The sequence below is a fragment of the Ruegeria jejuensis genome (genome assembly GCF_041537905.1).
GTDB lineage: Bacteria > Pseudomonadota > Alphaproteobacteria > Rhodobacterales > Rhodobacteraceae > Ruegeria_C.
This window is the reverse complement of the sequence record NZ_JBGRUO010000006.1, coordinates 112241-135227: the sequence shown is the minus strand read 5'-3', so window position 1 is coordinate 135227 and position 22987 is coordinate 112241. Positions and strand designations below refer to the sequence as shown.

The 22987-nt window shown below is 61.9% G+C and carries 21 protein-coding genes; 8 read left to right on the top strand and 13 right to left on the bottom strand.

The window, feature by feature from the left end; genetic code table 11:
- Positions 1 to 90: 90 nt before the first annotated feature.
- From AB1E34_RS09420 to folD, 3 genes are all read left to right on the top strand, one after another.
- A complete protein-coding gene (locus tag AB1E34_RS09420; RefSeq protein ID WP_372572082.1) occupies positions 91 to 1347 on the top strand; it encodes a glycerate kinase type-2 family protein in 1257 nt (418 codons plus the stop codon).
- A 175-nt stretch (positions 1348 to 1522) separates the two neighbouring features.
- On the top strand, positions 1523 to 1828 hold the full coding sequence (locus tag AB1E34_RS09415; protein ID WP_372572081.1) for a chorismate mutase: 306 nt from the start codon (positions 1523 to 1525) through the stop codon (positions 1826 to 1828).
- A gap of 56 nt (positions 1829 to 1884) precedes the next feature.
- On the top strand, positions 1885 to 2787 hold the full coding sequence (gene folD / locus AB1E34_RS09410) for a bifunctional methylenetetrahydrofolate dehydrogenase/methenyltetrahydrofolate cyclohydrolase FolD (protein ID WP_372572080.1): 903 nt from the start codon (positions 1885 to 1887) through the stop codon (positions 2785 to 2787).
- A gap of 95 nt (positions 2788 to 2882) precedes the next feature.
- On the opposite strand, the gene glnT is transcribed toward folD, so the two are convergent.
- The 5 genes from glnT to AB1E34_RS09385 form a co-directional block, all read right to left on the bottom strand.
- A complete protein-coding gene (gene glnT, locus AB1E34_RS09405; RefSeq protein WP_372572079.1) occupies positions 2883 to 4211 on the bottom strand; it encodes a type III glutamate--ammonia ligase in 1329 nt (442 codons plus the stop codon).
- A gap of 75 nt (positions 4212 to 4286) precedes the next feature.
- Positions 4287 to 5615, bottom strand: a complete 1329-nt coding sequence (locus tag AB1E34_RS09400; RefSeq protein ID WP_372572182.1) for an FMN-binding glutamate synthase family protein — start codon at positions 5613 to 5615, stop codon at positions 4287 to 4289.
- A gap of 20 nt (positions 5616 to 5635) precedes the next feature.
- The gene (locus tag AB1E34_RS09395) at positions 5636 to 6319 is read right to left on the bottom strand and encodes a GltB/FmdC/FwdC-like GXGXG domain-containing protein (protein ID WP_372572078.1); all 684 of its coding nucleotides are present in this window, start codon (positions 6317 to 6319) and stop codon (positions 5636 to 5638) included.
- A 1-nt stretch (position 6320) separates the two neighbouring features.
- A complete protein-coding gene (locus AB1E34_RS09390; protein ID WP_372572077.1) occupies positions 6321 to 7250 on the bottom strand; it encodes a class II glutamine amidotransferase in 930 nt (309 codons plus the stop codon).
- A 207-nt stretch (positions 7251 to 7457) separates the two neighbouring features.
- A complete protein-coding gene (locus tag AB1E34_RS09385; RefSeq protein WP_372572076.1) occupies positions 7458 to 8114 on the bottom strand; it encodes a helix-turn-helix domain-containing protein in 657 nt (218 codons plus the stop codon).
- A 113-nt stretch (positions 8115 to 8227) separates the two neighbouring features.
- On the opposite strand from AB1E34_RS09385, the gene AB1E34_RS09380 reads away from it, so the two are divergent.
- Positions 8228 to 9232: a GlxA family transcriptional regulator gene (locus AB1E34_RS09380; protein WP_372572075.1), complete on the top strand. Its 1005-nt coding sequence runs from the start codon at positions 8228 to 8230 to the stop codon at positions 9230 to 9232.
- An 8-nt stretch (positions 9233 to 9240) separates the two neighbouring features.
- Here the strand turns inward: AB1E34_RS09380 and AB1E34_RS09375 are convergent, their stop codons facing one another.
- The 5 genes from AB1E34_RS09375 to AB1E34_RS09355 form a co-directional block, all read right to left on the bottom strand.
- Entirely contained in the window at positions 9241 to 9801 is a 561-nt protein-coding gene (locus AB1E34_RS09375; protein WP_372572074.1) for a sarcosine oxidase subunit gamma, read from the bottom strand.
- A complete protein-coding gene (locus AB1E34_RS09370; RefSeq protein ID WP_372572073.1) occupies positions 9794 to 12739 on the bottom strand; it encodes a sarcosine oxidase subunit alpha family protein in 2946 nt (981 codons plus the stop codon). Before AB1E34_RS09370 ends, AB1E34_RS09375 begins: the two co-directional genes overlap by 8 nt.
- The gene (locus AB1E34_RS09365) at positions 12736 to 13023 is read right to left on the bottom strand and encodes a sarcosine oxidase subunit delta (protein WP_372572072.1); all 288 of its coding nucleotides are present in this window, start codon (positions 13021 to 13023) and stop codon (positions 12736 to 12738) included. The genes AB1E34_RS09370 and AB1E34_RS09365 overlap by 4 nt, the downstream gene beginning before the upstream one ends.
- A 13-nt stretch (positions 13024 to 13036) precedes the next feature.
- The gene (locus AB1E34_RS09360; protein ID WP_372572071.1) at positions 13037 to 14287 is read right to left on the bottom strand and encodes a sarcosine oxidase subunit beta family protein; all 1251 of its coding nucleotides are present in this window, start codon (positions 14285 to 14287) and stop codon (positions 13037 to 13039) included.
- A gap of 195 nt (positions 14288 to 14482) precedes the next feature.
- Positions 14483 to 15718, bottom strand: a complete 1236-nt coding sequence (locus AB1E34_RS09355; protein ID WP_372572070.1) for a urate hydroxylase PuuD — start codon at positions 15716 to 15718, stop codon at positions 14483 to 14485.
- A 98-nt stretch (positions 15719 to 15816) separates the two neighbouring features.
- Here AB1E34_RS09355 and AB1E34_RS09350 point away from each other — a divergent pair, with 98 nt between their 5' ends.
- Positions 15817 to 16737, top strand: a complete 921-nt coding sequence (locus AB1E34_RS09350) for a LysR family transcriptional regulator (protein ID WP_372572069.1) — start codon at positions 15817 to 15819, stop codon at positions 16735 to 16737.
- On the opposite strand, the gene uraH is transcribed toward AB1E34_RS09350, so the two are convergent.
- Positions 16734 to 17087, bottom strand: coding sequence for a hydroxyisourate hydrolase (gene uraH, locus AB1E34_RS09345; protein ID WP_372572068.1), 354 nt, complete (start codon positions 17085 to 17087; stop codon positions 16734 to 16736). The genes AB1E34_RS09350 and uraH overlap by 4 nt on opposite strands.
- Positions 17088 to 17238: 151 nt before the next feature.
- Here uraH and puuE point away from each other — a divergent pair, with 151 nt between their 5' ends.
- Genes puuE through AB1E34_RS09330 form a run of 3 tightly spaced genes read left to right on the top strand, consistent with a single transcriptional unit; the run spans position 17239 to position 20632 of the window.
- A complete protein-coding gene (puuE, locus tag AB1E34_RS09340; RefSeq protein ID WP_372572067.1) occupies positions 17239 to 18651 on the top strand; it encodes an allantoinase PuuE in 1413 nt (470 codons plus the stop codon).
- The gene (locus AB1E34_RS09335) at positions 18648 to 19133 is read left to right on the top strand and encodes an ureidoglycolate lyase (RefSeq protein WP_372572066.1); all 486 of its coding nucleotides are present in this window, start codon (positions 18648 to 18650) and stop codon (positions 19131 to 19133) included. Before puuE ends, AB1E34_RS09335 begins: the two co-directional genes overlap by 4 nt.
- A gap of 56 nt (positions 19134 to 19189) precedes the next feature.
- Positions 19190 to 20632, top strand: coding sequence for a nucleobase:cation symporter-2 family protein (locus AB1E34_RS09330; RefSeq protein WP_372572065.1), 1443 nt, complete (start codon positions 19190 to 19192; stop codon positions 20630 to 20632).
- Positions 20633 to 20743: 111 nt separating this feature from the next.
- Here the strand turns inward: AB1E34_RS09330 and bhcD are convergent, their stop codons facing one another.
- Positions 20744 to 21709, bottom strand: coding sequence for an iminosuccinate reductase BhcD (gene bhcD, locus AB1E34_RS09325; RefSeq protein ID WP_372572064.1), 966 nt, complete (start codon positions 21707 to 21709; stop codon positions 20744 to 20746).
- A gap of 105 nt (positions 21710 to 21814) precedes the next feature.
- Entirely contained in the window at positions 21815 to 22978 is a 1164-nt protein-coding gene (gene bhcC, locus AB1E34_RS09320) for a 3-hydroxy-D-aspartate aldolase BhcC (protein WP_372572063.1), read from the bottom strand.
- Between the last annotated feature and the right edge of the window lie 9 nt (positions 22979 to 22987).

Below are 22987 nucleotides of genomic sequence, written 5' to 3'. Positions count from 1 at the left end.
GGGCTTGATTTCCGTTGCGTAAAGGTAACAGTGGCGTCAAAGCGCTCGCCGGTCGGCGGGGGTGTGGGTTTCTTCAAAATCGGACAGGTCATGAACGAACGAGAATTTCTTGCCGCTCTGTTTGATGCCGCCGTTGAGGCCGCTGATCCGGTTGCGGCGCTGGCGCCGCACCTTCCAGAGCCCCCCAAAGGGCGGACCGTGGTGATTGGTGCGGGCAAAGGAGCCGCGCAGCTGGCGCGCGCGTTCGAGCAATTGTGGCCCGGCCCGGTCTCGGGCGTGGTGGTCACGCGTTATGGCTATGGCACGGAATGCGCGCATATCCGCGTGATGGAAGCGTCACATCCGGTACCCGACGCGGCGGGGCAAGAAGCGACCCAGGCGCTGTTTCAGGCGGTGTCGGGGCTGGGGCCCGATGATCTGGTGGTGGCGCTGGTCTGCGGCGGGGGGTCCGCCTTGTTGCCCTGTCCGCCCGAGGGGCTGACGCTGGCGGATGAGCAGGCGCTGAACACCGTGTTGCTGGCCTCGGGCGCGCCGATTTCGGTGATGAACGCGATCCGCAAACATGTGAGCGGGATCAAGGGCGGGCGGCTGGCGGCAGCAGCACATCCGGCAAAAGTTGTCTCATTAGTGGTGTCGGACGTGCCCGGCGACGACCCGGCGCAGGTGGCCTCTGGCCCGACCGTGCCCGACGCAGTATCGCGCGTGGCCGCATTGCGGCTGATCGAAAGCCACCGGATTGATCTGCCCGAGGCGGTTCTGGCCCATATACAGCGCCCCGAAGCGGATGCGCCGGACCCTGCAGATCCGGTTTTTGCCGGGCATGAGGTGCGGGTCGTCGCCTCGGCCGCGATTTCGCTTGAGGCCGCCGCGGCGCGGGCCGAGGCAGGGGGCGTGCCGGCGGTGATCCTGTCGGACGCCATCGAGGGCGAGGCGCGTGAGGTGGCGCGGGTGCATGGCGCGATCGCGCGCGAAGTCCTGAGCCGCGACCGCCCGTTCAGCAAGCCGGTGGTGATCCTGTCCGGTGGCGAGACCACGGTGACGCTACGGGGTACCGGGCGTGGCGGGCGCAATTCCGAGTTCCTGCTGTCACTGGCGGCAGAACTGGACGGGGTGGCGGGTGTTACCGCGCTGGCGGCGGACACGGACGGGATCGACGGGTCCGAGGATAACGCAGGCGCCTTTGCCGACGGCACTACCTGCGCCCGGCTGCGCGCCGCGGGACGCGACCCGGCAGCAGATCTGGGCAATAACGACGCCTACAGCTCTTTCGAGGCGGTCGGAGACCTGTTTGCGCCTGGCCCGACCGGAACCAACGTCAATGATTTTCGGGCAATCCTGATCCGATAGAGCTCGAGGCTTGGGCTGCTGAGTATGCCGGGCTTTGTCTATCCGGGCCTGCCGCGCACACCGGCGGCTGAGAGCATCAGACTTAACGACGCAGGTCAGATCGAGGGCTTGTTCTAGGCCGCCAAATAAGACATCCCGTGGCCCGGGAGAGTGTTCCGGGCCGCAGGAGAGTTTGATGCCCCCTCTGAAAGCGCCGCAGGACTGCGAGACGATGCAGGATCTGCGGGTCCAGATCGACAGGCTTGATCAACAGCTGGTGGACATGCTGCGGACACGCGCGCGCTATATCGACCGCGCCTCGCAGCTCAAACCCGGTGAAGGTCTGCCCGCCCGCATCCCGGACCGTGTCGAAGAGGTGGTGGCAAATGTCCGCGCCAAGGCGGGCCAGTCCGGGCTGGACCCCGATCTGGCCGAACAGCTCTGGCGCATCCTGATTGACTGGTCGATCGCGCGCGAAGAACGCGTGCTCGGCCGCGATTGAAATCCATGACCACGGGCGGGGCTGTCCTGCCGGGGTCCGAGCAGGGGGAGACCCGAATGGGCGCGCAAATCATCGACGGAAAGGCCTTTGCCGCACAGGTGCGCGGGCAGGTGGCCGAGCATGTGGCGACACTGAAGGACAACCACGGGATCACGCCCGGCCTGGCGGTGGTGCTGGTGGGCGAGGACCCGGCCAGCCAGGTCTATGTCCGTTCCAAGGGTAAGATGACCGTCGAGGTCGGCATGAACTCCTACGAGCACAAGCTGGATGTGGACACGTCCGAGGCGGACCTGCTGGCGCTGATCGATCAGTTGAACGCTGACCCGGCGGTGCATGGCATCCTGGTGCAGCTGCCGCTGCCCGGCCATCTGAACGAGGATCTGGTGATCAACTCGATTGACCCGGCCAAGGATGTGGACGGGTTCCATATCTCGAATGTGGGGCTGTTGGGGACGGGGCAGAAATCCATGGTGCCCTGCACGCCGCTGGGTTGCCTGATGATGCTGCGCGACCATCACGGCTCGCTGTCCGGTCTGGATGCGGTCGTCGTGGGCCGCTCCAACATCGTCGGCAAGCCGATGGCGCAGCTTTTGCTGGGCGACAGCTGCACCGTGACCATCGCGCATTCGCGCACCAAGGACCTGCCCGACGTAGTCCGCCGCGCCGATATCGTCGTGGCCGCCGTGGGCCGCCCCGAAATGGTGCCCGGCGACTGGATCAAGCCGGGTGCGACGGTGATCGACGTGGGCATCAACCGCATCGACGCGCCGGAAAAAGGAGAGGGCAAGACCCGCCTGGTCGGCGACGTCCACTACGAAAGCGCCGCTGCGGTCGCCGGCGCCATCACCCCGGTTCCCGGCGGCGTCGGCCCCATGACCATCGCCTGCCTGCTGGCCAACACCCTCACAGCCGCCTGCCGCGCAAACGGGCTCCCAGAACCCGAAGGCCTCACCGCCTAAGACGCAACCGGAACCATCGTGCCCTGCAAAAGGGCTGAGAGAAACAGGGCCGCAGCGTAAGCTGCGGCCCGACAGGAAAACCCATCCCGGTCAGATCAGATATCCAGCGTATGCTCTTTTTCCCAGCGTGAGAAATGAGACACGAAGGAATTCCACTCCTGATGCTTCATCTTCAGGAAGGCGCTGGAAAACTCCTGACCCATCATCGCCTTCAACTCGGTGTCCTTGTCGTATTCACGCAGGCCATCCAACATGTTGAGCGGCAGTTTCGGCGCGTCCTTGACAGTGTGACCCTCGGCATACATGTCGATGTCATAGCGCCGTCCTGGATCGGCCTTGCTGCGGATGCCCGACAGGCCCGCGGCAATGATCACCGCTTGCAGCAGATAGGGGTTGGCGGCGCCATCGGCCAGGCGCAGCTCGAACCGGCCCGGTCCGGGGACGCGGACCATATGGGTGCGGTTGTTGCCGGTCCAGGTCACCGTGTTTGGCGCCCATGTGGCCCCTGACATGGTGCGCGGCGCATTGATCCGCTTGTAGCTGTTGACCGTCGGGTTGGTGATCGCCGCCAGCGCGCTGGCATGTTTCATGATACCGCCGAGGAAATACTTGCCCTGTTCGCCCAGACCAACCTCACCGGTCGGCCCATCGCCTTCACCGGCAAACACGTTGGTTTTTGCCGCATCACCCGGCGCGTCCCAGACCGAGATATGGGCGTGGCAGCCATTGCCGGTCAGACCCTCGACCGGTTTTGGCATGAAGGTGGCGCGGAATCCGTGCTTTTCGGCAACCGATTTGGTCATGAACTTGAAAAAGCTGTGCTTGTCAGCGGTCTTCAGCGCGTCATCGAATTCCCAGTTCATCTCGAACTGGCCATTCGCGTCCTCGTGGTCGTTCTGGTAGGGACCCCAGCCCAGTTCCAGCATGTAGTCACAGATTTCGCGCACCACCTCGTAGCGGCGCATCACCGCCTGCTGGTCGTAGCACGGCTTTTCGGCGGTATCGAACGGGTCGCTGATCTGGTCGCCCTCGGGGGTCAGCAGAAAGAACTCGGCCTCGACGCCGGTTTTGACATGCAGGCCCATCTCGGCGGCCTCGTCGATCAGGCGGCGCAGCACGTTGCGCGGGGCCTGGGCCACATCCTCGCCCTCCATAACGCAATTGCCCGCGACCCAGGCAACCTCGGGTTTCCAGGGCAATTGAATGACCGAGGACGGGTCCGGCACGGCCAGCATGTCGGGATGCGCGGGCGTCATGTCTAGCCAGGTGGCGAACCCGGCAAATCCTGCGCCATCTTCCTGCATCTCGGCAATGGCTTGCGCGGGGACCAGTTTGGCCCGCTGCCCACCGAACAGGTCGGTGAACGAGATCATGAAGTATTTGACGCCTTTTTCTTTTGCGAAAGCTGCGAGATCTGTCGTCACGATACGCTTTCCTTTCCCTGTTGGTTTTTGAATGCAAAAAACGCGGCCCCCATCCGAGAGCCGCGCGCTATGTGTTCAGAACCCCTCTTTGCCGGGATACCAGGTGGTTCCGGCCAGTGGGACGCGCGCCATGGCGGCGGCCTCCATCGTCAGGGCGCAGAGGTCCTCGGGTTCCAGATTGTGCAGGTGGTTGTGGCCACAGGCGCGGGCAATGGTCTGCGCCTCCAGCGTCATCACCTTCAGATAATTGCGCAGCCGCCGTCCGGCATCAACCGGGTCGAGGCGTGTGGCAAGGTCCGGGTCCTGCGTGGTGATGCCCGCCGGGTCCTGACCTTCGTGCCAGTCATCATAAGCACCGGTGGTGGTGCCCAGTTTCTGGTATTCGGATTCCCATTTCGGGTCATTATCCCCAAGCGCCACCAGCGCGGCGGTGCCGATCGCCACCGCATCCGCGCCCAAGGCCAGCGCCTTGGCCACATCCGCACCGGTGCGGATACCGCCCGAGATCACCAACTGCACCTCGCGATGCACGCCGAGGTCCTGCAGCGCCTGAACGGCAGGGCGAATGCAGGACAAGGTAGGCAGGCCCACATGTTCGATGAACACGTCCTGCGTCGCCGCCGTGCCGCCCTGCATGCCGTCCATGACAACCACATCGGCCCCGGCCTTTACCGCCAGCGCGGTGTCGTAATAGGGGCGGGTCGCGCCAACCTTGACGTAGATCGGCACCTGCCAGTCGGTGATTTCGCGTAGCTCAAGGATTTTGATTTCCAGATCATCCGGCCCGGTCCAATCGGGATGGCGACAGGCCGAACGCTGGTCGATGCCCTTGGGCAGGGTCCGCATCTCGGCCACGCGGTCGGAGATCTTCTGGCCCAGCAGCATACCGCCGCCACCGGGCTTTGCGCCCTGACCAACAACGATCTCAATCGCATCGGCCTTGCGCAGGTCGTTGGGGTTCATGCCATAACGCGAGGGCAGGTACTGATAGACCAGCTTGGTGGAATGGCCACGTTCCTCGGGAGTCATGCCGCCGTCACCAGTGGTGGTCGAGGTTCCCGCTGCCGACGCGCCCCGGCCCAGAGCCTCTTTTGCCGGGCCTGACAACGCGCCAAAGCTCATGCCCGCGATGGTGATGGGGATGTCCAGTTGGATCGGCTTCTTGGCAAAGCGCGTGCCCAGTGTCACCGAGGTATCGCAGCGCTCGCGGTAGCCTTCCAGCGGATAGCGGCTGACGCTGGCACCCAGAAACAGCAGATCGTCGAAATGCGGCACCCGGCGTTTGGCACCGCCCCCCCGGATATCATAAATGCCGGTGGCCGCAGCGCGGCGGATTTCGGCATTGATCGGGTTGGTGAATGTCGCCGACTGGATCGGCAGGGTGCGGGGGATCTGATCGTCCATATCTTTCATACCCTTCTTCCTCAGTAAGCGGCGGAATTGTCGACGTCGAAATTGTAAAGCTGACGGGCCGAGCCATAGCGCTTGAACTCTTCCGGTTTGGCGTCGCTTCCCGCACGGTCCAGCAGATCTTTCAGGATCTCCAGATGTTCGGGGCGCATGTCTTTTTCGATGCAATCGGCACCGAGGCTTTTGACCGAGCCGCGCACGAACAGGCGCGCCTCATAGAGCGAATCCCCCAGCGCATCGCCCGCATCGCCGCACACCACCAGATTTCCCGCCTGCGCCATGAAGGCTGACATGTGGCCGATATTGCCATGCACGACGATGTCGATGCCCTTCATCGAGATGCCGCAGCGCGAGCTGGCATTGCCCTTGATCACCAGCAATCCGCCATGGCCTGTGGCCCCGGCATATTGGCTGGCATCGCCGTCGACGATCACCTGACCGGACATCATATTTTCCGCCACACCCGGCCCGGCCGAGCCTTCGACCCGCACCGTCGCCTGCTGGTTCATGCCGGCGCAGTAGTAGCCGGTCGAGCCTTTGACGGTTACCTCAATCGGCGCGTCCAGACCAACGGCAATGGCGTGGCTGCCCTTGGGGTTCACAACCTCCCAGCTTGTCTGGTTGGTTTCGGTGCTCTGCGCCTGCAGGGCCGCGTTCAAACCGCGCAGGCCGTTTGCTTCCAGGTCATAAGTCTGCATGTCAGGCGGCCTTCTCGTGGGTCGTGGGGCTGTCATTGTGGGACCAGAAATAGACCGTTGAGGGCTCGGGCTCCCATACGCGGGCCTCTTCTATGCCGGGCAGGTTCACCAATGCCCGGTATTCGCTGCCAAAGGCCACATATTGATCGGTTTCCGCCATCACTGCGGGTTTGCAGGCGATCGGATCGCGGACAACGCCAAAGCCGTCCTTGGTGCCAACCACAAAGGTAAAGAACCCGTCCAGATCATCGAGGCTGGATTGCAGCGCCTCGCCCAGTGTCGCGCCGTTCATCATCTTCCAGGTCAGATAGGCGGCGCCGACCTCGGTGTCGTTCTCGGTTTGGATGGTCACGCCTTCGCGGCGCAATTTACGGCGCAGCGAGTTGTGGTTGGACAGCGAGCCGTTATGGACCAGGCACTGATCCGGGCCGGTGTTGAACGGGTGCGCCCCCATCGTGGTCACCGCAGATTCGGTCGCCATGCGGGTGTGGCCGATGCCATGGGTGCCGCTCATGCCGCTGAGGTTGAAGCGGGCCGCCACATCCTTGGGCAGGCCGACCTCTTTGTAAATCTCAAGGGTCTCGCCCCGGCTCATGAGCCGCACCGAGGGGCGGATTTCGGCCAGGGCTGCGCGCGCGGCCTCGAACTGATCGCCCGGTATGTCCAGGACGGCGTGAGTGTCGATAATCGACTGCGTCACACTCGCGCCCAAGTGCTGGCCCAGATCTTCGGCCAGTCCGGCAAAATCCTCATCCGGGTTCGGAGACTGAACGGTCAGTTTGGTTTTGCCCTGCGTTTCATCGCCATAGATCGCAATTCCGGCACTGTCCGGGCCGCGATCTGTCATCGTGATCAGCATGTCCGTCAGCATGTCGCCCAGCTTGGGCGCAAGTGACTGGTCTTTAAGGAATAGTCCGACAATTCCGCACATGGCAGGCAGCTCTCCTTGTGAGTTTCATTGCGATTCGACGCTATCAATAATGGCGAAGAACATCAATAATTACAGGAAAGTTATTTTCCTAATAGGCAATGAATGGATGATTTTTGTGCACCCATTGCCTGCCGCCGGAGCCGGATCAGACCTGATCAATCGCGAAACGAGCTTGGAAACCAGGGCCCTGCGCCGTGGTTTTGTCCGTCAGTTTGTCTGCGGGTAGCTGATCACCGAGATATAGCGCGCGGGCAGCGCGACCAGCCGTTCCGGCCCGTGTGGTGCATCGGCGTCAAAGAAAAGGGTATCGCCCGGTTGCAGGGGGTAGACCTCGTCGCCATGGCGATAATCCACTTCGCCTTCCAGCATATAAATCGTCTCGATCCCGCCATGCTGAAAGGTCGGGAACACATCGGATTCCACCGTCAGCGTGATCAGATAGGGTTCGACGATCACGCCGGAGCCGTTGGCGCCGATATGGCCCAACAGGTTGTATTGGTGGTTGGCGCGGGTGCCTTCGCGTTCCAGCTCGACACCTTCGCCCGCCTTGGTATGCACCGCCTCGCGCCGTTCCTCAAACCGCCGGAAAAAGGCGGTCAACGGCACCGAAAGCGCGTGGGCCAGCGATTGCAGCGTCGTCAGCGACGGAGAGGTGTTGCCGTTTTCGATCTTGGAAAGCATCCCGATCGATAGCCCGGTCAGCTGCGCCAGTTCCGCCACCGTGATGTTTTGCTGTTTACGAAAGGCGCGCACCTCGCGACCGATGGCAACTTCGAGAACCTTTTCGCGCTCGCCTGTCCGAACCGAATGTGGATCCTGCGTCAGCTTTGCCGCCATTTCTGCTTCGTTTTTCTTTGATTTCATCGTGCCAAAGCCTTGCTACACTCCGCCAAGCCCGCTTCGCAGGGTGATGTGCTGATCTGTCCAAACCAATTCGGTCTACCTTAGCACCGGCATTTCCTGATAGTAAAATAATCATGCTGACAGAAAAGAGAATCGAGATCGGATTTCTGCTCTTTGACGGGTTCCCGATGGCCTGTCTGACCTCCTTGATCGAGCCTCTGCGGGCCGCAAACGAGATTGCCGGGCAGGGGGCGTTTTGCTGGTCGCTGATCACCGAGCGCGGTCAGAAAGTTCGCTCCAGCGCCGAAGTCCGGTTCGAGGCCGAACGCTCGCTGTCGGAATGTCAGCCCATCGATATCCTGTTCCTGCTCAGCAGCCCGACATCCGGCTTTGCCGATCCCGGCTATGGCAATGGCGTGCTGCGCAGCCTCGCTCGGCACGGCACCATTCTGGGTGGCATCAGCGGCGGTGTCTTTCCGCTCGTGCGATCAGGCGTGATGACGGGGCATCCCGTCTCGGTCCATTGGTGCTATGAGGCTGCGTTCGAGGCCGAATTCCCGGAGATGGATGCCCGCTGCGAGGTGATCGTTACTGATGCGACCCGCTACACTGCCGCAGGCGCGGCGGCGGCCTTTGACCTGGCTCTGCACCTGATCGAAGACCGGCTGGGCGGCGATGTCGCGCATGAAGTTGCCTGCTGGTTTCAGCATCCGATGATGCGCGGCAAAGGTGTGCGCCAACAGGTGCCCAGCACCAGTTCACCCGATACCGGAGACCGGTTGCCGCCGCTGGTTGCGCGCTGCGTTGATCTGTTTGCCAGTCATATCAGCGAGCCGATCTCGATCGCGGATGTGGCGCAGCAGACTGGCGTGACCCCGCGCCAGATCGAGCGTGCCTTCAAGCAGGCCACAGGTCGAAGCCCGAGCCATTACTACCGCGCCATGCGGATGAAGGCTGCACGCCAGATGGTGGTCTATACCAAGGACCCGCTGGCGGATATTGCCCTGGCCATCGGCTATGGGTCTGTCGCACCGCTGGTGACGCATTACCGGTCGGCTTTCGGCCTCAGCCCCAGCGAGGATCGCCGCCGGACCAATCGGTTCCGGGTCGAAGGGAACACCCCGCTGCCGTCGATCTGATCAGCGCCTTAGAGCGCGGATTTCATCGCCGCCACGATGGCATGATGTAGCGACCCGGCCGAAGAGCGTGGGCCATAAATGCTGAACAACTCGGGCGTTCGACACAGGACGAAACACCCAAGATGATGGATCGACGCGCGCGCGGCCTCACCTTCGGCCATCTTGCGTGTGTCCAGCGGGCAGAGCAATTCCAGCACTGCAAGAACATCCGCACCGCTCAGATCGAACCGCGCCCAGGCGTCGGTTTGTTCCGAAACCGAGGCCGTATCGCCGAGCGCTGCCTTTGCCTGCTCTGCCAGATCTTCGTGGCTTTCGAATGGTGCCTCGGTCATCCACTGATCCGGCCCGGTCCAGAAAGCCATGACAGGCGTACCCTCGAACCGTCCGATACCGGGGGCAGGGGCGCCGGTCAGCTTGGCCAGCGCTTTTGCCGCCTTCTTTTCCTGCCCCAGCCGCGCCGCGACGGAGGCCAGTGCCACGCCGGGCACTTCGCTGCAGGTGACTGTGCCTGCCGTATCGACGCGGGGCTCTGATCCGCCCAGGGCGGTGATTGCTACCAGATCATGCACGAAGCCGTTCTCCCTCTGGGTCGACGAAATGGGCCGAGACGATTTCGACCTCCACGGTCAGGTCGGTCACGGGCGACACAAGGCGCATCTTCTCGCCCATGCGTGCGCCGCCGTTTTTCAGGAACCCCAGGCCGATATGACACTCCAGCGCGGGCGAGAAGGCGGCCGAGGTGACATAGCCCTGATCATGGGCCGCATCGACCGGGCCAGTAGCATCCATCAGATGCCCACCAGCGGTGATCTTGTCGCCTTGGCTTACCGGCTTGATACCGACCATCATCAGCGCATCCGGTTCGTTCAGCCCTTCGCGTTCGGACAAGGTCGAGCCGATGCTGTCCTTCTTCTTGGACACCATCCGGCCCATGCCGAGGTTCAGCGCCGTTGTCGTTCCGTTCAGCTCGTTGCCCGCCGCGTGACCCTTTTCGATCCGCATGACACCCAGAGCCTCGGTGCCATAAGGCACCACGTCAAACTCCGCGCCCTCGGTCATCAGACGCCGCATCAGCGCATCGCCATAGCGGGACGGCACGGCGATTTCAAAGGCCAGCTCGCCCGAGAAGGAAATTCGGAACAGACGCGCCCGCAACCCGCCGCAGACGGTGATGTTGCCGCACGCCATAAAGGGGAAACCTTCGTTCGAGATGTCGAACTCCGGATCGACGATCTTTTGCAGCAGCTTGCGTGCGTTGGGTCCGGCGACGGCATATTGCGCCCAGGCCTCGGTAGTGGAGATCAGTTGCACATCCATGTCCGGGAACAGGCATTGCCGGACAAATTCCATGTGGCGATAGACACTTACGGCGTTGGCCGTGGTGGTTGTGACGACGAAGTGATCCTCGGCCAGACGCGCTGCGGTGCCGTCATCCATGGCAATCCCGTCTTCGCGCAGCATCAGACCATAGCGGGTTTTTCCGATGGCCAGTTTGGCAAAGCCGTTGCAATAGACTCGGTTCAGGAAGGCTGCCGCATCACCGCCCTGCACGTCGATCTTGCCCAGAGTGGTACAGTCGCACACCCCGACCGAGGCGCGGGTCTGGCGCACTTCGCGATCCACTGACTCCCGCCAATGGGTTTCCCCCGGCAGCGGGAACCACTGCGCACGCAGCCAGTTGCCAGCCTCGACAAACACAGCGCCGCGCTCCTTGGCCCAGTAATGCGAAGGTGTCAGGCGGGTCGGGTGGAACTCCTTACCCTTCATCCGGCCCGCGAAAGTGGCAATCGGGACGGGGGTATAGGGCGGGCGGAAAATGGTGGTGCCGGTTTCGGGAATGGACTTGCCCGCAAGCTCGGCCATGATCGCCAGCCCGCCCATGTTCGAGGTCTTGCCCTGATCGGTGGCCATGCCCAGCGTGGTATAGCGCTTGAGATGCTCGACCGAGCGGAAGCCTTCCTGATGGCTAAGCTTCACATCCTTGACTGTCACGTCGTTTTGCTGATCAAGCCAGGCGCGGGAACAGCCCTGCACATACCAGAACGGTGTTTGTGATGCGGGTGCATCCTCGGCAGCGGGCAGATCGGGCAGGGGGCCTTTCAGATCCAGCGCCGTCATCGCGCCTTCGGCACCGGAGCGGAGCGCATCATGGGTAGAGAATGCGCCGTTGGCCGCGCCTGCAACCGATAGACCTGGTGGCAGATCAGCGCCGGGGACAAAGGCGGCCAGATCGCCGTTCCAGACCGGGCGTCCGCGCTGATGGCAGGTCAGATGCACATTCGGGTTCCAGCCGCCCGACACACCCAGCGCGCCGCATTCCAGGGTCCGGGTCGACCCGTCGGCCAGGGCAACCTCGACAAAGCTCAGGCCCAGACGCCCCTTGGTGTCGGCGACCTGCGCGCCGCGCAGGACTTCATAGTCGTGATTGATCGGCGCATCCGGGCGCACATCGATCACGGCGGAGATCTTGACGCCTTTGGCGTACAGATCGGCGGCGGTGCGGTGCCCGTCATCATTATTGGTAAAGACCGCCACCCGCTGCGCCGCCGTGGTGGCAAACCGGTTGGCATAGGTCCGCAGGGCGCTGGCCAGCATGATGCCGGGCCGGTCGTTATTCTCGAACGCGATCGGGCGTTCAGTTGCGCCCGCGCAGAGCAAGCTGCGTTTGGTATAGATACGCCAGAGGATCTGCCGTGGCTTGCCTGCGGGCAGGCTGGCCAGATGATCGCCGGTCCGCTCGACCGCGCCATAGATGCCGTGATCGAAGGCGCCGATCACCGTTGTGCGTGCCATCAGGCGTACATTGGGCAGCGACGACAGCTCAGCCACGGCCTGTGCCGCCCAATCGCTGGCAGCGCTGTCGTTCAGGGCAAAGCTCTCGCTGTTCAGCCGCCCGCCAAGCGCAAAATCCTCATCCGCCAGAATGACATCCGCCCCGGCACGCCCCGCAGTCAGCGCCGCCATCAGGCCGGCGGGACCGGCCCCGATGATCAGCAGGTCGCAATGGCGAAAGCCCTTGTCATATTCGTCGGGGTCCTCCTGCATCGACAGAGACCCCAGCCCGGCGGCACGGCGGATCATCGGCTCATAGAGCTTTTCCCAGAACGCCGCGGGCCACATGAACGTCTTGTAGTAGAAGCCCGCCGTCAGAAAATTCGAGAACCGGTCGTTGATCGCCAGAGCATCGAATTTCAGGCTGGGCCAGCGGTTCTGCGACCGTGCCTCAAGCCCGTCAAACATCTCGATCGTGGTGGCGCGGGTGTTGGGTTCCTGGCGGTTGCCCGAGCGTAGTTCAACGATCCCGTTGGGTTCCTCGGAGCCAGCCGTCAGCAACCCGCGCGGGCGGTGATATTTGAACGACCGCCCGATCAGCCGCACGTTGTTGGCCAGCAGGGCCGAGGCCAGCGTATCGCCGGGATGGGCGCTATAGCTGCGGTTGTCGAACTTGAAATTCAGGGTCGTATTGCGGTCGATCTGGCCGCCGCTCAGCCTGTTGCCTTGGGTCATTTGGATCGCCCCCGAGCCCGGGCCACGTCGCGGGCCAGTTCCACCTTTGAAATCTCATGGGTCATGGTATTGCGCGTGACCACCAGCCAGGACCGGTCGCCGCTTTCGTGAAACCACAGCTCGCGATGTTCCCCGGCGGGATTGTCGCGCAGATAGGCGTAGTCGTAAAAGGCCTCTGCCGCGTTCTCGGCCTGCCAGTCGGGCCGCTCGATCAGCGATGCGTCGCCGAGATAGACAAATTCCGAGCTGTCGCGCGGACCCAGCAAGGGGTGGTCGATAATCATGGTGTCGTTCCCCTCAATGCAGGTTGGGCTGGTTGCCCACGCCTTTTTCGTCGATCATGCGACCGGTGCGGAACCGGTCCAACCGATAGGCGGTGGCGGTGGGATGCGGTTCATCCCGCGCCAAAAGATGGGCAAAGCAATAGCCCGAGGCCGGGGTTGCCTTGAACCCGCCATAACACCAGCCGCCATTGAAATAGAGCCCGTCGATATGGGTCTGGTCGATGATCGGCGAGCCATCCATCGACATGTCCATGATCCCGCCCCACATCCGCAGCAGCCGCGCGCGGCCAATCATCGGCATCAGGGCCATACCGCCCTCACACACATCCTCGACCACCGGCAGATTGCCGCGTTGGGCGTAGGTGTTATAGCCGTCGATATCGCCGCCAAAGACCAGCCCGCCCTTGTCAGACTGGCTGACATAGAAATGCCCCGCGCCAAAGGTGATCACGCCTGGCAGGACCGGTTTGAGACCTTCAGAGACGAAGGCCTGCAGCACATGACTTTCGATGGGCAGCCGGATATCGGCCATCCCCATCACGCGCCCCGAGTTGCCCGCAACCGCACAGCCGACCTTGCCTGCGCCGATGAAGCCCTTTGAGGTTTCGACGCCAAGGCATTTGCCGTCCTCGATCCGCAACCCGGTGACCTCGCAATTCTGGATGATGTCGACGCCATGGCTGTCGGCCGACCGGGCATAGCCCCAGGCAACCGCATCATGGCGTACCGTACCGCCGCGCCGCTGCGCCAGCCCGCCCTTGATCGGAAAACGCGCGTCGTTGAAGTTCAGATAGGGATATTCCTTGCGCACCTGCTCGGCATCCAGCAGTTCCGCATCGGCCCCGTTCAGGATCATCGCATTGCCGCGCCGGGTATAGGCATCGCGCTGCGCGTCCGTGTGGATCAGGTTGATGATCCCGCGCTGGCTGACCATCGCGTTATAGTTCAGGTCCTGTTCCAGCCCTTCCCACAGCTTCAGCGAGAATTCATAGAAGGGTTCATTGCCATCCAGCAGATAATTCGAGCGGATGATGGTGGTGTTGCGCCCCACATTGCCGCCGCCGATCCAACCCTTTTCGATCACCGCGACGTTGCGCTGCCCATAGACCTTGGCGAGGTAATGCGCTGTGGCCAGCCCATGGCCGCCACCGCCAATCACCACGACGTCATAATGCGCCTTGGGTTCGGGATCGCGCCAGGCCGGTTTCCAGCCTTGGTGACCGGTGAGCGCCTCTTTGATGACCTTGAAGCCGGAATATCGCATGAATCGGACCTTTTTTGCCAGAATTCACACAAATTCACCTCTTGGGTATTCTCAAATCCGACATCGGTGGTGTTGAATCAGACCTTAAGTGGTACGGATTGGGAGAAAACGGCAGGGCCTGCCTGTCTCGTAACACTTGTGACGGTCACCAGCAAAGCGGCAGCGTCCTGAGTGAGGGTATCGTGGCTTGCCCCTTCACTCTTTCTGCCGAACTTCGTTCACCCAGGCAACGATCAGGGCGCGGGCCTCTTCATCCATTTGCACCGCATTCGGGGGCGGCATGGCGTGGCTTATCCCGGCCTGCAGGTAGATCTCGCTGGCTTGGCGCGCGACATCGCCCGGTGTTTCCAGATAGACGCCTTTGGGGGCCCATTTCATGGCGCCCCAGACCGGTTCCCTTGCATGACACATCGAACAGTTGCCCAACACCGTGTCATAGGCCTCTTCAAACCCGGCGGCTGACGCGAATTTCTGCTCATAGGGGGTCAGAGGCTGGGCCTCGGCCTCCTCCCAGGTCTGGGTCGGGCGCACCGAGGACAGCCAGGCAATCAGGATCATCAGGATGACCGTCACACCCCAGGTCCAATGCGGGCCTTTGCCTGTTGCGTGCATGGTGTTGAAGTAGTGGCGGATCGTCACGCCGGTCAGGAAGATCAGGCTGGCGATGATCCAGGCATATTGCGTGCCGAAGGCCAGCGGATAGTGGTTCGACAACATCAGGAAGACAACCGGCAGTGTCAGGTAGTTGTTATGGGTTGAGCGCAGCTTGGCGATCTTGCCGTATTTGGCATCCGGCGTTCTGCCCGCCTTAAGGTCAGCAACCACGACGCGCTGATTGGGCATGATCTGGAAGAACACGTTCGCGGTCATGATGGTGGCGGTAAAGGCGCCCAGATGCAGGAGTGCCGCGCGGCCGGTGAAGATCTGGTTATAACCCCATGACATCGCAACAAGAATGGCGAAGAGCAGTAGCATCAGCAAGGTGGGCCGCTCGCCCAGCTTGGATTTGCACAGGTAATCATAGGCCAGCCAGCCGATGGTCAGCGACCCGCCCGAAATCAGGATGCCCTGCCACAGCGACAATTCGACCTTGGTCGGGTCAAGCAGGAACAACTCGCCCCCTACCCAGTAGATGATCATCAGCAGGGCCGCGCCGGACACCCACGTCATGTAGCTTTGCCATTTGTGCCAGGTCAGGTGTTCGGGCATCTGAGCCGGGGCCACCAGATATTTGACTGTGTGATAGAAGCCGCCGCCGTGAACCTCCCACTCTTCTCCGTTAGCGCCGTCCGGCAGCGCCTGGTTTGGCTTCAGCATCAGGTCGAGGGCGATGAAATAGAATGACGCGCCAATCCACGCCATTGCGGTGATGACGTGCAACCAGCGGACCGAGAACGCGACCCAGTCCCACGCCACAGCCAGATCATACATAGCAGTTTCCTCTTGTTCTTTACCGGGGCACCCTATGCGACCGCGCATTACTCTGGTATTGTCGAAGAATACCAAGAAGCATCAAAAAAAACAGAACAATGTCCTATCTCGACAATATCCGCACCTTTGTGCGTGTCTATGAACTGGGAAGCATGTCTGCTGCGGGTCGTGACCTGCGCATCTCACCGGCTGTGACCTCGTCGCGTATTTCGCAGCTCGAAGAACACTTGAGCGTCAGGTTGTTCCAACGGACGACTCGCAGCCTTACTCCGACCGAGCAGGGGCAGGCCTTTTACACCGGCGCTTGTGACATTCTGGAATCCGTCGAAAGCGCCGAGGCGCAGGTCGTCAACATCACCGAATACCCAAAGGGCTCTCTGTATGTGGCCGCACCACTGGGGGTCGGACGCAGATTGATCGCACCGCAGGTTCCCAATTTCCTGAAGGAATACCCGGAGGTCAAAATCCGGTTGCGTCTGACGGATCGCAATGTCGATTTGACGACCGAGGGGTTGGACCTGGCGTTTTTCCTGGGCCAGCCCGAAGACAGCAACCTGCGCATCCGCAAGATTGCCGACGTGGACAGGGTGCTCTGCGCCGCGCCTTCTTATATCGCGGAGCGCGGAAATCCGGCATCCGGGGAGCAACTGGTGTCAGAACGTCATGAATGCCTGAACCTGCGGTTTCCGGGGGCAACCGAGTTTCAATGGCCGTTGATGACCGTGGACGGCCCCAAGAAATTTCCGGTCTCGGGTCGCTATGAATCCGATGATGGCGATGTGCTGACAGATTGGGCGCTGGGGGGGAACGGGATCGCGATGAAGCCGGTATTCGAGGTCTCGGAACATATCAAATCCGGCGCTCTGGTGCCCGTCGCGATGGAAACGCCGCCGGAGTCCATCCAGATGGCGTGCCTGTTCACCCACCGCAAATGGCAGGACCCCAAAACGCGCCTGTTCATGGAGTTCGTGATTGAGCGGATTGGCAAGGTTATTCGCGGCAGTGCCTTTCGGGCCTAGCTGCCGCGATAGGTGGAATAGCCGAACGGGGACAGCAGCAGCGGCACGTGATAATGCGAGGCTTCCGACATGCCGAACCTGAGAGGGATGACATCAAGGAAGCGCGGGGTCTCGGGCGGGGTGCCACAGGCGTCAAGATAGCTGCCCGCGTGAAAGACCAGCTCGTACACACCGGTTTCGAACGCCTCGGCGGGCAGGATTTGTTCATCCGTGCGCCCGTCATCATTGGTCACAAGCGTCTTGAGATGCGTGCGCTTGTCCCCGTCCAGCCGGTAAAGCTCGACCCTGAGGCCTTGCGCCGGACAGCCACGCGCGGTGTCAAGCACATGAGTTGTCAGATATCCGGTCATTGTTGCCTCTCCTTTTTGCGGTGCTGTTTTTATAGGCGCAATGCCTAGCAGGCTGCAAAGCGCTCTGGGCAAGATACTCTTTCGTCGTTTTTTTGAAAAATTTTTGAATTGTTTTGGATTACAGAGGAATGAAAGCAAAAGGAACACAAGCGTGACCCGCTACCCCCGTGACATGACAGGCTATGGCGCCACCCCGCCTGCCGCCAACTGGCCGAACGGCGCGAAGATCGCCGTGCAGATCGTGTTGAACTATGAAGAGGGCGGCGAAAACAACATCCTGCACGGGGATGCCGCCTCTGAGGCGTTTCTGTCCGAGATTACCGGCGCGCAGCCCTGGCCCGGTCAACGCCATTGGAACATGGAATCGATCTATGAATACGGCGCGCGTGCCGGGTTCTGGCGGGTTCACAGGCTGCTGAGCGATCTGCCCATCACCGTTTACGGGGTTGCGACAGCCCTGGCGCGCGCGCCCGAGCAGGTTGCCGCGATGAAGGCGGCGGGCTGGGAGATTGCCAGTCATGGCCTGAAATGGGTCGAGCACAAGGATATGGCCGAAGAAGACGAGCGCGCGCAGATTGCCGAGGCCATCCGGCTGCATCGAGAGGTAACCGGGGAGGCACCGCGCGGCTGGTATACCGGGCGCTGCTCCAACAACACGGTGCGGCTGGCGGCTGAGACCGGCCAGTTCGACTATGTCGCTGACAGCTATGCCGATGATCTGCCCTATTGGATGCGTTGTGGCGCGCGGGATCAGTTGATTGTTCCTTACACGCTGGATTGCAACGACATGCGTTTCGCCATTCAGGCAGGCTTTACCAGCGGCGATCAGTTCGAAACCTATCTTAAGGACAGCTTCGACACGCTCTACGAAGAGGGTACCGCCGGTGCGCCCAAGATGCTGTCGATCGGTCTGCATTGTCGCCTCATCGGGCGTCCTGGTCGCGCCGCCGCTCTGCGCCGGGTGATCGAGTATTTCAAATCCCACGAAGACGTCTGGTTCGCGACGCGGCTGCAGATCGCGCAGCACTGGGCACAGGAGAACCCCCCGATGCAAAACCCTCGCCCCTCCGAAATGGACCGCGACAGCTTTGTGGCCGAGTTCGGCGGTATTTTTGAACACAGCCCCTGGATCGCCGAAGGCGCGCATGATCTTGAACTGGGCCCCACGCATGACACCGCGCGCGGTGTCCATCAGATGCTGGCCCGCGTGTTCCGCGCCGCACCCGAGGACAAGCGCCTTGGCGTCCTGACCGCGCACCCGGATCTGGCGGGCAAGCTGGCCGAAGCCAAACGGCTGACTGCTGAATCCACGGCCGAGCAGGCTTCTGTTGGCCTGGACGCGCTGACGGATGAGGAACGTGCTAGTTTCACGCGATTGAACGAGGCCTATACCTCGAAATTCGGTTTTCCCTTCATCATTGCTGTACGCGACAACACCAAGGCGTCGATCATGGAGGCGTTTGAGCGCCGGATCGGGCATGACCGGGCGACCGAATTCGACGAGGCCTGCAAACAGGTGGAACGCATCGCCGAATTGCGGCTGCTGGAGAAGCTCGGCGCATGACCAGACATATCAAGGCCGAGCCCCTGACCGCCGAAGCCTTCGCGCCTTATGGCGATGTGATGGAGGCAAGCGGCGACCCTGACAAACTGATAAACCAAGGCCGCTGCGCCCGGTTTCACGACTGCGCGCGTTTGGATTTCTCGGATGGCGCGGCTGGCATCAGCATCTTCAGAGGGGAGAAGGAAACCCTGCCTCTGGCCCTGAGGATGGTCGAGCGTCACCCGGCGGGCAGTCAGGCCTTTGTGCCGATGTCCGCCGATCCGTTTTTGGTTGTTGTGGCCAGCGACACCAATGGCGTGCCGGAAAATCCGGTGGCCTTTCTCACCCAACCCGGTCAGGCGATCAATTTTTACCGCGGCACCTGGCACGGTGTTCTGACGCCGTTGTCCGAACCGGGGCTGTTTGCGGTCATCGACCGGATCGGAGACGGTGCGAACCTTGAGGAACACTGGTTCGAGACGGAATACGTAGTCGAAAGATGAAAAGCGAAGTTGGCAAAGGAGCCAGCACAAAGCATCTTCACAGGAGGATCACCCCCATGGCAGACACATCAATCGGGACACCGGAACAGCTCCGCGACCCGAATTACACCCCGGCGCTCCACCGCGCTATACCCTTGGGCATTCAGCATGTTCTGGCCATGTTCGTGTCAAACGTGACGCCCGCGATCATCATCGCGGGCGCTGCCGGTTTTGGGTTCGGGTCTGATGCGGGCGCGCAAGGTTTCCCGGACATGACCTATCTGATCCAGATGTCGATGCTGTTTGCCGGGGTTGCCACGCTCTTGCAGACCATCGGCTTCGGCCCGGTCGGCGCGCGGCTGCCGATCGTGCAGGGCACCAGCTTTGCCTTCATTCCGATCATGATCCCGCTGGTAGCAGGCAAGGGGGTCGAGGCTTTGCCCGTTCTTTTTGGCGGCGTTTTGGTCGGCGGGCTGTTCCACGCCTTCATCGCAACCTTCATCGGTAAGATCCGCTTTGCGCTGCCACCGCTTGTGACTGGTCTCGTGGTCACGATGATCGGTCTGGCACTGGTGAAGGTGGGTATTCAATACGCCGCAGGGGGCGTGCCCGCGATCGACAAGCCGGAATATGGCAGCCTTCTGAACTGGTCGGCAGCCCTCGTCGTCGTGTTTGTCACGCTGGCGTTGAAGTTCTACGCAAAGGGCATGCTGGCGGTGTCTGCTGTCGTGATCGGCATCGTGGTGGGATATTTCTACGCCATGGCGATGGGCATGGTCACTCTGGAAGGCATCGCGACAAGTTGGGGCCGCGCGGCGCCCATCGCCTTCCCGGTCCCGTTCAAATACGGGTTCGAGTTCGGCTTTGCCGCGATCATCGGCTTCTGCCTGATGGCTTTCGTCTCGGCGGTGGAAACCGTGGGCGATGTCTCGGGCATCACCAAGGGTGGCGCGGGGCGTGAGGCGACCGAAGAAGAGATCACCGGCGCGACCTATGCCGACGGTGTCGGGTCTGCGGTCGCCGGTATCTTCGGCGGCTTCCCCAACACGTCTTTCAGCCAGAATGTGGGCCTGATCGCCATGACAGGTGTCATGAGCCGTCACGTGGTCACAATTGGCGCGCTGTTCCTTATCCTGTGCGGGTTGGTGCCGAAAGTGGGCGCTGTGATCCGCACCATCCCGATCGAGGTGCTAGGGGGCGGTGTGATCGTCATGTTCGGCATGGTTGTCGCGGCGGGCATTTCGATGCTGTCCGACGTGAACTGGAATCGCCGCAACATGGTGATCTTTGCAATCTCGCTGTCCATCGGGCTCGGCCTGCAACTTGACCCCAAAGCCGTGCAATACCTGCCGGACACGCTGCGCATCCTGATGACCAGCGGGTTGCTGCCCGCGGCCCTGATCGCCATTGTGCTGAACCTGCTGCTGCCTGAGGAATTGTCGGATGAAGCAACCGAGGAGGTATCCGGCGGAATGGCGGGACATAGCAAAGGGTCGCTGCCGCAGGACGGCCACGTCTGAATGAGGCGCTTGTGGTGCTCTGGCACCACACCCTTCGGCAAGAAAAGAGAAGCGGCGCCAAATAGGCGCCGCTTGCTTCGTTTTGGGATGTCTGGGAGAAGTGCGCTCAGTTCAGAAGTCGACCTCGATGGCGATGCCTTTGGCAACTGCCAGATCGACCACTGAGGCGGCAACCGCCAAATCCTGTAAGCCCACGCCCGTGCCGTCAAACAGCGTGATCTGATCGTCCGAGCTGCGCCCGGCATGAGTGCCGTTGATCACCGCGCCTAGCTGGGCAACATCTGCCTCGGTGATCAGCCCGGCGGCAATCGCATGCTGGGCCTCGCCGATGGAAATCGATTGCGCCACCTCGTCGGTGAAGACCGCCGCCTTGGCGAGCAGCGCGGCCTCGACCTCCTGCTTGCCTTTGGTGTCGGTGCCCATGCAGGCGATATGCGTGCCAGGCGAGACATGCTCGGCCATCAGCGAGGGCGAAAAGGCCGATGTGATCGAGATGATAACATCCGCATCAGTCATACCATCCAGCTGCACCGCCTCGAAGGGCAGGCCTGCCTCAGCAGCCACTTTTTCGATATTCGGCAGCATCTCGGGGTGGAAATTCCAGCCGATGACCTTGTCGAAATTGCGCTGCTCCAGGGCAGAGCGAAGTTGGAACGCCGCCTGATGCCCGGCCCCGATCATCCCGATGACCGAGGCACCCGGGCGGGCCAGATGCTTGATCGACACCGAAGAGGCCGCCGCCGTGCGCAGGGCGGTCAACAGGTTGCCGCCGACCATGGCCTTGGCCTTGCCCGTATCGGGATCGAACAGGAAAACGGTTGATTGGTGATTGATGATCGCGCGCTTCTCAAGGTTATGCGGCCAGTACCCACCGGCCTTCAGCCCAAGGGTCAGGCCAGCCTGATCGAAGCCGCCCTTGAAGCCATAGAGCGCGTCCTCGTGGCCGATCGCCTCACGGACCACAGGGAAGTTGTAGGCGTCTCCGGCGGCCATGGCCGCAAAGACCTTTTCGACCGCCTCAAAGGCGGCCTCGCGCGTCATGAGATCGGCGATCTCGCGCTCGGGGACGATCAGCATGTGTTTGCTCCTTGTCGAAAAACCTCGTGCGCCCGCGTGCTTACCTTGGGTGGCCACTGCACGCGGGCGTCTTGATCCAACACCCTGCCGGACCCCCTATGCTGCTCAATACGCCTTGCCGCGCGCGGAGACCGGCCAGAGCGTTTCGACCTTCCCGTTCCGCACGCCGACATACCAGTCGTGCACGTTGCATGTCGGGTCGCAATGGCCCGGCACCAGCTTGAGCTTGTCATTGACCTTGAGCACGCCATCCGGGTCGGCAACCACGCCATGCTCGTCGGAACATTTGACGTATTCGACATCATCCCGGCCAAAGATGGTCGGCAGGCCGCTATCGAGTGACTGCGCCTTCAGACCCGCATCCACAATGGCCTTATCGGCCTTGGCGTGGCTCATTACGGTGGTAAGGATAAACAGCGCGTTTTCCCACTCGCCCTCGTCGATGCGGTTGCCGTCCTTGTCCAGAATGCGCCCGTAATCGGCGTCCATGAAGGCGTAAGAGCCGCATTGAAGCTCGTTATAGACGCCGGAATTGCTCTCGAAATAATACGACCCCGTGCCGCCACCGCCGACGATATCACAGTCCAGGCCTTCCGCCTTGAGAGCGGCGACCGCCTCGGCGACCTGCGCCACGGCCACGTCGAGCTTGGCTTTGCGATCCTCGTAGCTATCCATATGCTGCATCGCGCCCTGATAGGCCTGGATACCGGCAGATTTCAGCCCCTCGGCGGCGTCGAGCAGTTTGGCGATATCGACGACCTGCTGCGTGGTGGTCACGCCGCAGCGACCCGCGCCACAGTCGATCTCGACCAGCGCTTCGATCTGGGTGCCATGTTTGACGGCGGCGGCAGACAGCGCCGCGACGTTTTCTGGATCATCCACACAACACAAGACGCGCGCGCCCAACTTGGGCATCCGCGCCAGACGGTCAATCTTGATCGGATCGGTCACCTGGTTGGAAACCAGAACATCCTTGATGCCGCCACGGGCAAAGACCTCGGCCTCGGACACTTTCTGACAGCACACGCCAACCGAGCCGCCCAGCGTCTCCTGCAACTTCGCGACGTCGACGGATTTGTGCATCTTGCCATGAACCCGGTGGCGCATGCCGTGGGCTTTGGCGTAATCGCCCATCTTTTTGATGTTGCGCTCAAGCGCGTCCAGATCCAGCACAAGGCAGGGCGTCTGGATATCGGCCTCGTCCATGCCGGGCAGGGCGGGAACGTCAAAGCCCACTTCGAGGCCATTGAAATTTGTCTGTGCGTTCATTGGGTTGGC

Bases quoted from the DNA above. Each gene is read 5' to 3' on its own strand.
- AB1E34_RS09390 (WP_372572077.1), bottom strand. From the start codon at position 7,250: ATGTGCGGAATTGTCGGACTATTCCTTAAAGACCAGTCACTTGCGCCC.
- AB1E34_RS09415 (WP_372572081.1), top strand. From the start codon at position 1,523: ATGCCCCCTCTGAAAGCGCCGCAGGACTGCGAGACGATGCAGGATCTG.
- AB1E34_RS09385 (WP_372572076.1), bottom strand. From the start codon at position 8,114: ATGAAATCAAAGAAAAACGAAGCAGAAATGGCGGCAAAGCTGACGCAG.
- AB1E34_RS09360 (WP_372572071.1), bottom strand. From the start codon at position 14,287: ATGCGATATTCCGGCTTCAAGGTCATCAAAGAGGCGCTCACCGGTCAC.
- bhcC (WP_372572063.1), bottom strand. From the start codon at position 22,978: ATGAACGCACAGACAAATTTCAATGGCCTCGAAGTGGGCTTTGACGTT.
- AB1E34_RS09355 (WP_372572070.1), bottom strand. From the start codon at position 15,718: ATGTATGATCTGGCTGTGGCGTGGGACTGGGTCGCGTTCTCGGTCCGC.
- AB1E34_RS09370 (WP_372572073.1), bottom strand. From the start codon at position 12,739: ATGACCCAAGGCAACAGGCTGAGCGGCGGCCAGATCGACCGCAATACG.
- AB1E34_RS09395 (WP_372572078.1), bottom strand. From the start codon at position 6,319: ATGCAGACTTATGACCTGGAAGCAAACGGCCTGCGCGGTTTGAACGCG.
- folD (WP_372572080.1), top strand. From the start codon at position 1,885: ATGGGCGCGCAAATCATCGACGGAAAGGCCTTTGCCGCACAGGTGCGC.
- AB1E34_RS09380 (WP_372572075.1), top strand. From the start codon at position 8,228: ATGCTGACAGAAAAGAGAATCGAGATCGGATTTCTGCTCTTTGACGGG.
- uraH (WP_372572068.1), bottom strand. From the start codon at position 17,087: ATGACCGGATATCTGACAACTCATGTGCTTGACACCGCGCGTGGCTGT.
- AB1E34_RS09365 (WP_372572072.1), bottom strand. From the start codon at position 13,023: ATGATTATCGACCACCCCTTGCTGGGTCCGCGCGACAGCTCGGAATTT.
- AB1E34_RS09420 (WP_372572082.1), top strand. From the start codon at position 91: ATGAACGAACGAGAATTTCTTGCCGCTCTGTTTGATGCCGCCGTTGAG.
- AB1E34_RS09400 (WP_372572182.1), bottom strand. From the start codon at position 5,615: ATGGACGATCAGATCCCCCGCACCCTGCCGATCCAGTCGGCGACATTC.
- AB1E34_RS09330 (WP_372572065.1), top strand. From the start codon at position 19,190: ATGGCAGACACATCAATCGGGACACCGGAACAGCTCCGCGACCCGAAT.
- AB1E34_RS09335 (WP_372572066.1), top strand. From the start codon at position 18,648: ATGACCAGACATATCAAGGCCGAGCCCCTGACCGCCGAAGCCTTCGCG.
- bhcD (WP_372572064.1), bottom strand. From the start codon at position 21,709: ATGCTGATCGTCCCCGAGCGCGAGATCGCCGATCTCATGACGCGCGAG.
- AB1E34_RS09350 (WP_372572069.1), top strand. From the start codon at position 15,817: ATGTCCTATCTCGACAATATCCGCACCTTTGTGCGTGTCTATGAACTG.